The organism is Kitasatospora sp. NPDC058170, assembly GCF_042883905.1.
GTDB lineage: Bacteria > Actinomycetota > Actinomycetes > Streptomycetales > Streptomycetaceae > Kitasatospora.
In genome coordinates this window covers 128,858-140,392 of record NZ_JBHVUV010000026.1, presented here as the reverse complement: position 1 = coordinate 140,392, position 11,535 = coordinate 128,858, and the positions used below count along the sequence as shown (strand labels likewise).

The window sequence follows — 11,535 nt, the reverse complement described above, 5'->3', positions numbered from 1 at the left end:
TGGGGAAAGTGGTCCGGGCCACAGCGGGAGGGCTGTGAGGCCGCGCACATCGTCGACGGTGCGTGACGACCCGTCCGCGGGCCGTACCGGAACCGATGGGCGGCGACCCGCTCCCGGGTGGCCCGCACCACAGCCACCACCCGTCGTGCCTACCGCTCGCACTCTCCGTGACCGTTTCGGCCCGTGGCAGCCCCTGAGCGCGACCATCGGCACTCTGGCGGCGGCTTGACAGGAAGGGAAGGCTTACCTAAGTTCAGCGTTCATGTTCCGCAATCGCACCGACGCCGCCCGCCCGTCCGCCCCCGCCGGGCGTCCCCGCACGGGCCTGCTGCCGATCGACCCGCAGGCCGACCCCGGTCGCCGCGCCTGGGCGGCCTGCCCGGGCTGCGACGACACGCGTGGCTGCGCGCCGTGTGCGCAGGGGCGCAGCTGCGCCGAGCACTGGCGCTACCTGCTGTCGAACACCGGGAGCCTGCTGCACCTGCAGTGCCCGGGCTGCACCCGCGTCTGGGACCACGAGACCGGTTTCGGCGCCACCCGGCACCAGGTCCAGCGGCCCGACTGAGCACGCGGCCGTCCCCCCGGACGGCGCCGGGGCGCGGGGCCTGGAGGGCCTGCACGTCAGGCGGACCGTCATGTCGGTGGCGGGGCGTATCGTCCGCGCCATGGAAACCCTTCAGCTCGAATCATGGTCCGAAGCAGGTCTGGAGATCCTGCACCGCCAGAACACCCCCGGGATGACCGAACACCTCGGCGGCCCCGAGACCGAGCAGGCCATTGTCGACCGCCAGTCGCGCTACCTCCGGCTCGAAGGCGGCGAGATGCTGATCGTGCGGCTCGGCGGTGAGGCGATCGGGTCGGTCGGGTACTGGGAGCGGGAGTGGGGAGGGGAGGGCGTGTACGAGACCGGCTACGGGATCCTCCCCGAGTTCGCCGGCCACGGATACGCCGCCGCCGCCCTGCGGCTGGCCGCGGAGCGAGCGGCCGCGGAGGCCCGTGGCGCACGGCGCTACCTGCACGCGTTCCCCCATGTGGACCACGCGGCGTCCAATGCGGTGTGCCGCAAGGCCGGGTTCGAGCTGGTCGGCCCGGTCTCCTTCGAGTACCCCGAGGGCACCTGGCTGCAGTCCAACGACTGGCGGCTCGACCTGGGCGCCCTGGGCGCCTGATCCCCACAGAAGTAAGCCGGGGGCGAGCCGGCCGGTTCAGCAGGCCGGTGCGGCGGGCTCGGTGAGCGGCTCGTCACCGGCGCTCGGTGCGAGGCCGCGGAGCAGGTGGGTGAGCAGGTCGTCGAAGACCTGGTCCAGGGCCGGGCCGGTGAGCTGGCCGCCTGCCGCCTGGGTGGCCACGCCGTGCACGGCCGTGAAGAGGACGGCGCCGATCCGGTCGGCGTTGCCGGCCCTGATCCTCCCCTCGCGCTGGCCGTGCGCGATCACGGCCTGGAGGTCGGCCTTCAGCGGCTGCCAGGCGAGCTCCAGTTCGTCCGCGACGGCGGCGTCGTGCTTGCGGGCGAAGGCCAGCTCCAGGAGGGCGGCGTGGGCGGCGGCGAAGTCGACGTACGCGCGGGCGAAGGCGAACACCCGCTCGGGAAACCCGTCCCCGCTCCTGGCGAGACCGGCCCGGCCCGCGGTGGTCAGCCGCTGGATGCCGGTGAGCGCGAGCGCGTCGAGCAGGGCGCGCCGGTCCCTGAAGTGGCGGCTTGGCGCGGCGTGGCTGACGTCGAGGGCGCGGGCGAGCTCGCGCAGCGACAGCGCGTCGACGCCCTGCTCGCGCAGTGTCTGTTCGGCGCGCTCCAGCAGTGCGGCGCGGAGGTCTCCGTGGTGATAGCGGCCCGTTCGCATGGGCATCAGCATACGAGTAAGTAGTCATTGACTACTTTGTTGGCGCTGACTACATTGAGCCCCGGTGCGGATCCGACGTCCGCCCGCGTCCCGTCACGAGGAGAGTCATGGACTTCACCAGCAGGACCACCCTGATCACGGGAGCGTCCACCGGTATCGGGGCGGCGTTCGCCCGCGAGCTCGCCGCCCGCGGATCGAACCTCGTCGTCGTCGCCCGCAGTGAGGACCGACTGCGTGTCCTCCAGCAGGAGTTGGCGAAGGCCCACGAGGTCACCGTGCACGTCGTCCCGCTCGACCTCGCCCGCCCCGGGGCCGCCGCGGAGCTGCAGCGCCGGGTCGGCGAGCTGGGTGTGTCGGTCGACGTCCTGATCAACAACGCGGGCTTCGCCACCTTCGGCGCCGTCGCCGAGAGCGATCCGACGCGGATGGCCGAGGAGGTGCACCTCAACTGCCTCACGCTCACCGACCTGACCGCCCGGCTGCTGCCCGGGATGGTCGAGCGCGGCCGCGGGGCGGTGGTCAACGTGGCGAGCACGGCGGCCTTCCAGCCGATACCCCGGATGGCCGTCTACGGCGCGACCAAGGCGTACGTGCTCTCCTTCACCGAAGCGCTGGCGAACGAGCTCCGCGGTAGTGGCGTCCGGGCCCTGGCGATCTGCCCGGGGGCCACTGACACCCCCTTCTTCGAGGTCGCCGGGGAGCAGGCCGCGGTGGGGGTCCGCCGTCGGCCCGAGCAGGTCGTCGCCACCACGCTGGCCGCCCTGCAGAAGGGGCGGCCGACCGTCGTCGACGGGTTCCTCAACCGCCTCGGAACGCTGGCACCGCGCCTGCTGTCCCGCCGCGCCACGGTCGCCGTCGCCGAACGCGTCACCCGGCCGAGCCCGGCGGTCTGAGTCCCGACGGTCTGAGCCCCGACGGTGTGGGCCCCGACGGTCTGAGCCCCGACGGTGTGGGCGCCTGACCCCGGCGCGGCCGGGGCCGCTCAGGTGCCGTAGCCGCGGCGCCGCCGGGTGCGGTGGGCCCGGCCGCCGAAGGGGGAGCGACGGCCGGGCCGGTACCGGGCGGTCCACTCCGGGAGCGGAGGGGGGATTCCGCCGGCCGGAGCGCTTGGCCGCCCGGACTGGCTTCTGACCCGATTCGGGCGGCGCAAACCCGTCGATTCGGCGGGGGAGCGCGAGGGACGCGGCGCCCGGCACGTCCTGGTGCGGGTCAGTCCGGTGGTTCCACCGGCTGCGGGTCGGCAGGGGCGGGCGGCTCCGCGTCGGGTGCGCCCTCCCGTTCGGGCAGGGGCGGCTCCGGCGGTGGCAGCGGTGATCCGGGCGGCGCCGGCGGATCGGGCAGCAGCGGGGGCGGCGACGGGTCCGGCGGGGCTGGCGGGGCGATCGTGCCGCCAGGGGCGGCGGGGGCGGGATTCGCTCGTTCGGTCATGGGCGCCCGTCTGCCCCCGAATACCGGGGCCAATCCCCCTTTTCCGCAGGTCGCGGCGGCTTTTCGACCCATGGCCTGGCCGGGTGAATGATCACCGCGACCCGGCGTGCCGGGTCGCTGGGCGGGCGGGCAGGCATACCGGCGGGTTAGGTTCGGGCCCGTGACCGGCAACGACGCGGTCCTGGCGCTGGTGGTCGCCACCGCGCTGGGTTTCGACTTCACCAATGGATTCCATGACACCGGAAACGCCATGGCGACCTCGATCGTCACCGAGGCCCTGCGCCCGCGTGTCGCGGTCGCCGTCTCGGCGGTGCTGAACCTGGTCGGCGCGTTCCTGTCGACCGCCGTCGCGGCGACCATCGCCAACGGCCTGGTCGACAGCGGCGTCGTAACCCTGACCGTGGTCTTCGCCGGTCTGGCCGGCAGCATCCTGTGGAACCTGACCACCTGGTACCTCGGCATTCCCTCCAGCTCCTCGCACGCGCTCATCGGCGGCGTGGTCGGGGCCACCATGGCGGCGGCCGGCGCCTCCGCCGTCAAGTGGCAGGGTCTGGTGTCCAAGGTGATCGTGCCCGCCACGCTGTCCCCGTTCATCGCCGGCACGGTCGCCGCGGTCGGCATCTACCTCGTCCACCGCCTCACCCGCGACGTGCCCGACGGCCCGCGCGGACACGGCTTCCGGCTCGGCCAGGTCGGCTCGGCCTCCATGGTCTCGTTGGCCCACGGCACCAACGACGCGCAGAAGACCATGGGCGTCATCACGCTCGCCCTGATCGCCAACGGCAGCCTGCACAGCGGCGCCAAGTCCCCGACCTGGGTGATCGCCTCCTGCGCGGTGGCGATCGCGCTGGGCACCTACGTCGGCGGCTGGCGGGTCATCCGGACCCTGGGCAAGGGGCTGGTGGAGATCGATTCGGCGCAGGGGATGGCCAGCGAGTCGGCCTCGGCCGCGGTGATCCTCTGCTCCACCGACTTCGGCTACTCGCTCTCCACCACCCACGTGGCCACCGGGTCGATCCTGGGCACGGGGGTCGGGAAGAAGGGTGCCGTCGTGCGCTGGCGCACCGCCCGCCGGATGGCGGTGGCCTGGCTGTTCACCCTGCCCGCCTCGGCGCTGGTCGGCGCCGCGGCCTACTGGGCCGCGCACGGGATCGGCGGGACCATCGGCGTCGTGGTGATCTTCGTCGTGCTGGTCCTCGGCGCGGTCGCCTTCTTCGTCGCCTCCCGCCACCGGGCCGTGACACCAGAGAACGTCAACGCCGCGTGGACCGGTTCGGTGATCCCCGCCCCGGAAACCAGCAAGGCGAGCTGATGGACTCCTGGATCAATCTCGACGCGCTGTGGAAGATCATGGTGGTGGGCCTGCTCACCGGTGCCGGTCTGCCGGCCCTGTTCGCCCTCGGACTGCGCACCCTCAACCCACCGGCCCGGGCGGGCGGCGCGGGCGGGGCCGCGGTCGATCGGCCGACCGCCGGGCCGGTCGGCTACGCGGTGGCCGGCCTCTGCTTCGCCGCGGTGCTCGCCGCGATCGGCTGGGGCATCTCCGTCATCGTCAACCACAGCTGAACGGCCGCACCGCACGTCGACCGCGGAGTCGCAGGTACCGCAGGTACCGCAGGTACCGCGGGTGCGGCCTGCGCGGCCTGCGCGGCCTGCGCGGCCTGCGCGGTCGACGGCCGGACGGCGTGGGAGCCCCGGTGCCGGGAAGCCCGGTGCTGACGCACGGCCAGGATTTCCGAAAGGAAGGCGTGCCGGTCGAATTCGTCGCGTCGGCGTTCCCGGTCGCGGATTCACCCGACCGGCACCCCCCTGCCGTCCGGGCGCGACGGAATTTCCGGGGTATGCGAAGGGAGCGTCCACGGCATCCGGAAAACCGTGATTCATCCGTCTGTTCCGCAGGATCGTCCCCCCCACCCGAACCGTTCTCGTCACCGGTCCGTCTCCGCCGGTCACCCCCGGTGCCCGGTCGCTGTACGAGGCCGTACGGTCACCGGAGATGCCGGAAATAACAATTCACTGCCGAGGGCTGTCCCATATTCCAACGGGGGCCTAGGCTGCGGCGCGTGTCGATCCTTCGAAGATTTCGCGCCTCCGGCCCGCGCCTGCTGCCGGAACTCGACGACGTCGATCTCGGTCGCGTGCGGCGACAGCTGAATTCCCCCGGGATTCCCGGGCAGGGGGCCATTCAGGTCGACCAGGTCGAGCGGCTCCTCCAGGAGGCCGGTACGGACTGGGATCGTCGTACGCACCGCCTCGGCGTGCTCGCCGAGGCGGCCGCGCCCTCCGGGCTCGCGCGCTCCTGGCGGTTGCGCCGCCCGCAGAGCGCCGACGCGATGGTCTTCGAGGCCTGGGTCGAGCTGGTCCGCGGCCGCCACGCGGGGCAGATGGACGACGCCCGGGCCGCCGCCGACCACTGCTACCGCGCCACCGGTGTCCTCCCCGAGGACCCCACCCCCTGGGTGGTGCTGCTCGGGATCCTGCGCGTGATGCGCGCCGACTCGCGCGAGCTGTTCGCCGTCTGGAACGAGGTGGTCTCGCGCGACCCCTGGAACCGTGAGGCCCATCTGCAGATGCTGCGGTACCTGTCGCCGGAGGAGTGCGGCTCGCGCGGCAGGCAGCTGGAGTTCGTCGACACCGTCCGGACCTCCGTCCCCTCCACCGCGCCGGCCGTCGCGGTGGAACTGACCGCGCTGGTCGACGAGCACGCCCGGGTCGCCGCCCGGGGAGGCGTCGAGGGGCTGCTGGTCCGCCGCCAGTGGACCAACAGCCGGGCCGCGCGTGCGCTGGACGCGGCCCTGGCGGACTGGCCCCGCCCCGGCCATCTGCGGCACGCGGCCGCCCGGGCCGACCTCAACGTGCTGGCCTTCGCCCTCGTCCAGGCCGGCCGGCCGCGCGAGAGCGCCGGTGCCTTCCGCCTGATCGGCGACACGGCCACCGCCTGGCCGTGGGTGCTCGACGGCGAGCCGCTCCAGGAGTTCGGCTACTGGCAGGCCAAGGCGCTGGTCTGACCTCTCGCCCGCCCCCGCCCTCGCTCCCGGGCGACGAGGGCCGGCCTGCACGCGGCCCTGACATCGCGGGCGTGCGGCGGTGCGCCGTCTGACAGCGTGCTGTGCGCGGGTTGCCAGCGGTGGGGCGGAGGCTGAGGTCCGTCCCGATCGGCCTGAGCGCAGAGGAACGGTTCCATGCCCCAGTCACTGCCCCACCACGCTTCTTCGTCGGATCGCTCGGTGCGGTCCGCGCGCCGCCTGCGGGGGGTGCCGGCGGCGGTCACGGCCTCGGGTCTGGCCGTCGCACTGGCGGCCGTCGCGGTCGCGGCCCCCGCCCCGGCGGTCGCGGCCACCCGGTCCGCGCCCGCGGCGGTCCAGGACGGCATCGAGGCCCAGCGCTCCCAACTGTCGCAGCTGGCCAAGAAGCTGGTGGCCGCCGGGGTGCCGGGTGTGATCGTGCGGGTGGACGACGGCCGGGGCCGGCCGGTGGAGATCGTCGAGCAGGCCCCCTGGGCCGAGCGGGACGGCCGGCTCGCGGCGGGGGACGAGTTCCGGATGGGCTCCAACACCAAGACCATGCTGGCCACGATCGTGCTGATGCTGGTCGCCGAGGGCAGGCTCGACCTGGACGGTCCGGTGGAGCGGTGGCTGCCGGGGAAGGTCCCGAACGGCGGGGCGATCACGCTGCGGATGCTGTTGAACCACACCAGCGGCCTGTTCGACTACACCGGGGACAGCACCCTCCTGCCGTCGATCCTCGGCCAGGACCCGCGGCGGTGGACCTCCCTGGACCTGCTCGCCGTAGGGGTCGGGCACGAGCCGCTGTTCGCGCCGGGCGCGCGGTGGTCGTACAGCAACACGAACTACGCCGCGGTCGGCGCCCTCCTCGAACAGGTCACCGGGCAGAGCCCGGCCGAGCTGATCCGCGACCGGATCGCCCGGCCGCTGGGCCTGCGGCACACCTATCTCGCCACCGACCCGGGCTGGCGCGGCCGGCACGCCCACGGCTACGAACCGGACCCGGCCCACATGCCGCCGGGCGTACCCGCCGAGTTCAGGGTGGTCGCCGGTCCGCGCCACGACGGGCACGTGGACGTCTCCGGCAACGACCCGAGCTGGGGCGGGGCCGCGGGGGCGGTGGTGTCCACCGCGCAGGACTGGTCGCGCTTCTACACGGCACTGATGTCCGGCCGGCTGCTGCCCGCGGCCCAGCTCGCCCAGATGCGCACGACCGTCCCGATGGACCCGGAGAACCCGGTGAACGGGCCCGGCTCCGGCCTGGGCATCGAGACCGGGTCCACGCCCTGCGGGACGATCTGGGCGCACGACGGGGGGATCACCGGGTACTCCAGCAGCAACATCACCGACAGCACCGGCCGTCGCACCGCCACCGTGCTCGTCCCGACGGAGCTCGTGTACGAGTTCGAGGCCGACGCGGGGATCGTCGAGGCCGACCAGGCGCTCAAGACCGCGATGATCTGCACCATGTTCGGCAAGCCCGTCCCGACCGCCGCGGGCGCGGCTCAGAGCGGCTGAGCGACCCGCCCGCCGGGGGATCCGGGCGCGGAGATGCTCGCGGACACCAGGCCCCTGGCCTCGTTGCGGGTCATCTCCGCGCCCTCGGCGTGGACCGTCGCGAAGCCGGCATCCCCCAGGGCGGCGGCGGCCCGCGCGGCGATCCGGTGCACGTCGGCGTCGCCGGGCTCGTCCGCGCCGCGCAGCGCGGCGGCCGCCCCGAGCAACCGGGCGGCGCCGGCCGGCCGGTCGCGGGCCAGCTCGACCTCGGCGGCCACGACGGCGATCGCGGCCGCGACCGGGGAGTCCCAGGTCAGCACCAGGCGCACCGCCGGGTGGTCGAGCCGGCGCACCGCGTCGTCGGGGAGCCCGTCGGCCGCGTCCGCCTGGGCGAGCACGCCCAGCAGCAGCGCGGTCAGGTGCGACGGGGGCGCCTGGTCGGAGGGTGACCCGGCCAGCGCGACCCGAGCGTGCTCGCGGGCCGGCCCGGGCCGCCCGGCCTGCCACTCCAGACGGGCCAGGCCCAGGCGCACCAGTGCGCCCAGCTCCGCGGACCCGCTCCGCGCCACCTGGTCGAGCAGGCCCTCCAGGCGCCGCCTCCCGGCCTCCGGGTCCCCGGCCTGGGCGTGCGTCAGCGCGGCCTCCACGTCGTTCTCGACCGTGTACTCCCGCATGCCGAGCTCCCGGAAGTAGCGGGTGGCCCGCTCGTTCATCGCCAGGGCGGCGGCCGGTTCGCCGGACCGCCGCCGGAGCGACCCGAGGGCGCCCAGCGTGGTCGCCAGGCCCCAGCGCTCCCCGAGCTCCTCGAAACCGGTCAGGGCGCGGGAGAGCAGGGCGGTCGCGCGGGAGAGGTCTCCCGCGTGCATCGCCAGCCGGCCCCGGACCGCCAGCCCGAACGACCGGCTCCAGGGATCCCGTCGGCCGTCGTCCGGGTGCCCGTCGTCCGGGCTTGCGTTGTCCGGTCCGGTGGCGGACGGTTCGCTGCCGCCCGGTCCGCTGTCGACCGGCTCGCCGTCGACCGGCTCGCCGTCGTCCGGTCCGCTGCTGCGGGGCGCGCCGCCCTCCGGGGGGACGACCGCGCCCGCGGGCGCCGCCGGGGCGGTGACGGCGATGGCCAACCGGGCCAGCTCCAGCAGGGGGTGGAGCGTGGGATCGACGCCCTCCACCGCCGGCCCGATCCGGCCGAGGGCGGTCTCCGCCTCCTGCGGCGTACCGACCTCCAAGGTCCCGAGCGCATGCGCCACGACGACCAGCGCGCGGGTCACCGGATCGGACGGGCCGGGCACCTCCAGTACCCGGCCGAGCAGGTCCAGCGACTCCGGAGGGTTGCCCCGCATGGACCAGAACCAGGCCAGCGCGGCGCCGAACCGGACGGCCGTGTCGGCGTCCCCCACCCCGGCCGCCCAGCGGATCGCGGCCAGCAGGTTGTCCCGCTCGGCCGACAGCCGGGCCAGCCAGTGCAGTTGGCCGCCGGTGCGCAGGCGGGGTTCGGCGTGCTCGGCCAGGTCGAGGAGGAACCCGACGTGCCGTCGGCGGACGGTGTCGGTCTCCGCGCGCCGGGCGAGCTGCTCCAGGCCGTACTCCCGGATGGTCTCCAGCATCCGGTAGCGCAGCTCACCCGTCTCGGCGGCCCAGACCACGTGCAGCAGGGACTTGTCGACCAGGGCTGCCAACACGTCCCGGACGTCGCGGGCCGGGGAGCTGTCGGTCTGGGAGCTGTCGGTCTGGGAGCCGTGGGCCTGGGGGTCGGGCCCGCCGACCGCCTGCGCCGCGTCCTCGGTGAAGCTGCCGGGGACCACCGCCAGCCGTTCCAGGAGCGCGCGCTCCTCGTCGTCCAGCAGGTCCCAGCTCCAGGCCACCACGGCCCGCAGGGTCTGGTGCCGGGGCAGCGCGGTGCGGCTGCCACCGGTGAGCAGCCGGAACCGGTCGTCCAGCCGGGCCGTGACCGCCTCGATCGGCAGCGTGCGCAGCCGGGCCGCGGCCAGTTCGATCGCCAGCGGCAGGCCGTCCAGGCGCCGGCAGATCTCGACCGCCGCCGCCAGCGAGTCGCCGTCCGCGGTGAAGCCGGGACGCACCGCGGCGGCCCGGTCGTGGAACAGCCGGATCGCCGCACAGGCGCGGGCCTGCGGAACGGGTGCACCCGGTACGGGCAGCTCCAGGGGGAGCACCGGGTGCAGGTTCTCGCCGTCGATCCGCAGCGGCTCCCGGCTGGTGGCCAGCACCCGTAGCCGGGGGCACCGGCGGAGCAGTGCCCCGGCCAGCCCCGCGGCGGCCTCGACCACGTGCTCGCAGTTGTCCAGGACCAGGACCAGCTCGTCGTCCGCCAGCGCCTCGACCAGCCGGTCCAGGACGTCCTCGCCGCCGCCGCTGGCGTTGCCACTGCCACTGCCGGAGCGTTCGGGCGAGCCGGCCCCGCGCATCCGCAGGACGTCGAGCACCGCGCGGGGCAGGTCGTCCGCGCCGACCGGGGCCAGGGCGACGAACCACACCCCGCCGGCCGGGGTGAGCTGCCGCCCGGCGGTGACGGCCAGCCGGGTCTTGCCGGAGCCCCCGGGCCCGACCAGGGTGACCAGCCGGGCCTCGCCGAGCAGCCCGACCACCCGGCGGACGTCCTCCTCCCGGCCCACGAAGCTGGTCAGCGGCGCGTCCAGGTTGCCGCGCACCCGCGACCGGTCGGGCCGCTGCCCGGGGATCTCGCCGCGCAGCACGGCGAGGTGGGCCGCCTGCAGTTGGGGTCCGGGATCGCTGCCGAAGCCCTCGGCCAGCCGGCTGCGCAGCCGCTGGTAGACGGCCAGCGCCTCGGAGCCCCGGCCGCCGGCGGCCAGGGCACGGATCAGCTGGGTGTGCAGCCGTTCGTGCAGCGGGTGCTCCGCCGTCAGCGACTCCAGCTCGGCGACGAGACCGGGCTCGGCTCCCCGCACGAGGTCGGCCTCGATCCGGTCCTCCAGGGCGGCCAGCCGCGCCCGTTCGAGCCGCGCGGCCTCGGCCTCGGCGAACGGCGCCCCCCGGACGTCCGCCAGCGCGCCGCCGCGCCACAGGCCCAGCGCCTCCCGCAGGGCGGCGGCAGCCTCGGCGGGCCGGTCCTGCACGAGCAGATGCTGGCCCGAGCGGGCCAGCTGCTCGAACCGGACGACATCCACCGCGCCCGCCTCGACCGCCAGCCGGTACCCGGCCGGCTCCGAGGTGAGCAGCAGCGGATCGCCCAGGACCCGCCGCAACCGGGACACCAGCGACTGCAGCGCGTTCGCCGGGTCGTCCGGAGCCGCGTCCCCCCACAGCTCCTGCGCCAACACCTCGGCCCGCACGGCCCGCCCGGCGTCCAGCGCCAGCCGCGCCAGCAACGCCCGCAGCCGGGGCCCGCCGACCGGCACCGGGCCGCCACCGGTGTCCAGGACCAGAGCTCCGAGAAGGCAGACACGCACCCGCCCACTATCCCAGCCCCGCCGGTCGCCCGGGACCGCGGGCCCGGCCCCACCGGCGTCCCGTGGCTCTCTGCCCGAGGCTGGACGCGTCGCGAGCCGTAGCCGGGGTGGGGGCGAGGGAAGACAGCGGACGGATGGTCAGCTCACCGTGCTTTACCACGCGTTCGCCGACCATCCGTACCGTCCACCACAGGAGCGAACCGTTCGATGAGTGAACGCGGCCGCCGTGGGGGGGGGGCCGGGGGGGGGGCGCCCCCCCGCCCGGGGGGGGGGGCCGGGGGCCCCGGGGGGCCGCCCGGCCGCCCTAAAGGGGAGGTGGGATTAAAAAAAAAAACAACCCAC

At 75.0% G+C, this 11,535-nt stretch carries 9 protein-coding genes; 7 read left to right on the top strand and 2 right to left on the bottom strand.

The window, feature by feature from the left end; genetic code table 11:
* Window positions 1–325: 325 nt before the first annotated feature.
* Window positions 326–565 carry a hypothetical protein gene (locus ACFVVX_RS27765; RefSeq protein WP_387949390.1) on the top strand — a complete coding sequence of 80 codons (240 nt, stop codon included), beginning with the start codon at window positions 326–328 and terminating at the stop codon, window positions 563–565.
* A 100-nt stretch (window positions 566–665) separates the two neighbouring features.
* Window positions 666–1,169, top strand: coding sequence for a GNAT family N-acetyltransferase (locus ACFVVX_RS27760; RefSeq protein WP_387949376.1), 504 nt, complete (start codon window positions 666–668; stop codon window positions 1,167–1,169).
* A gap of 36 nt (window positions 1,170–1,205) precedes the next feature.
* On the opposite strand, the gene ACFVVX_RS27755 is transcribed toward ACFVVX_RS27760, so the two are convergent.
* On the bottom strand, window positions 1,206–1,841 hold the full coding sequence (locus ACFVVX_RS27755) for a TetR/AcrR family transcriptional regulator (RefSeq protein ID WP_387949374.1): 636 nt from the start codon (window positions 1,839–1,841) through the stop codon (window positions 1,206–1,208).
* A gap of 107 nt (window positions 1,842–1,948) precedes the next feature.
* On the opposite strand from ACFVVX_RS27755, the gene ACFVVX_RS27750 reads away from it, so the two are divergent.
* The 5 genes from ACFVVX_RS27750 (at window position 1,949) to ACFVVX_RS27730 (ending at window position 7,792) form a co-directional block, all read left to right on the top strand.
* Window positions 1,949–2,734 carry an SDR family NAD(P)-dependent oxidoreductase gene (locus ACFVVX_RS27750; RefSeq protein ID WP_387949372.1) on the top strand — a complete coding sequence of 262 codons (786 nt, stop codon included), beginning with the start codon at window positions 1,949–1,951 and terminating at the stop codon, window positions 2,732–2,734.
* A 695-nt stretch (window positions 2,735–3,429) separates the two neighbouring features.
* Window positions 3,430–4,581, top strand: coding sequence for an anion permease (locus ACFVVX_RS27745; RefSeq protein ID WP_387949370.1), 1,152 nt, complete (start codon window positions 3,430–3,432; stop codon window positions 4,579–4,581).
* A complete protein-coding gene (locus ACFVVX_RS27740; RefSeq protein ID WP_387949369.1) occupies window positions 4,581–4,835 on the top strand; it encodes a hypothetical protein in 255 nt (84 codons plus the stop codon). Before ACFVVX_RS27745 ends, ACFVVX_RS27740 begins: the two co-directional genes overlap by 1 nt.
* 497 nt (window positions 4,836–5,332) lie before the next feature.
* Window positions 5,333–6,277, top strand: a complete 945-nt coding sequence (locus ACFVVX_RS27735; RefSeq protein WP_387949368.1) for a hypothetical protein — start codon at window positions 5,333–5,335, stop codon at window positions 6,275–6,277.
* 174 nt (window positions 6,278–6,451) lie between these two features.
* Entirely contained in the window at window positions 6,452–7,792 is a 1,341-nt protein-coding gene (locus tag ACFVVX_RS27730; protein WP_387949367.1) for a serine hydrolase domain-containing protein, read from the top strand.
* Here ACFVVX_RS27730 and ACFVVX_RS27725 read toward each other — a convergent pair.
* Window positions 7,780–11,193: a BTAD domain-containing putative transcriptional regulator gene (locus ACFVVX_RS27725; RefSeq protein ID WP_387949365.1), complete on the bottom strand. Its 3,414-nt coding sequence runs from the start codon at window positions 11,191–11,193 to the stop codon at window positions 7,780–7,782. The two genes, ACFVVX_RS27730 and ACFVVX_RS27725, sit on opposite strands and share 13 nt — an antisense overlap.
* Window positions 11,194–11,535: the final 342 nt, after the last annotated feature.

Bases quoted from the DNA above. Each gene is read 5' to 3' on its own strand.
- ACFVVX_RS27760 (WP_387949376.1), top strand. From the start codon at position 666: ATGGAAACCCTTCAGCTCGAATCATGGTCCGAAGCAGGTCTGGAGATC.
- ACFVVX_RS27755 (WP_387949374.1), bottom strand. From the start codon at position 1,841: ATGCGAACGGGCCGCTATCACCACGGAGACCTCCGCGCCGCACTGCTG.
- ACFVVX_RS27730 (WP_387949367.1), top strand. From the start codon at position 6,452: ATGCCCCAGTCACTGCCCCACCACGCTTCTTCGTCGGATCGCTCGGTG.
- ACFVVX_RS27740 (WP_387949369.1), top strand. From the start codon at position 4,581: ATGGACTCCTGGATCAATCTCGACGCGCTGTGGAAGATCATGGTGGTG.
- ACFVVX_RS27750 (WP_387949372.1), top strand. From the start codon at position 1,949: ATGGACTTCACCAGCAGGACCACCCTGATCACGGGAGCGTCCACCGGT.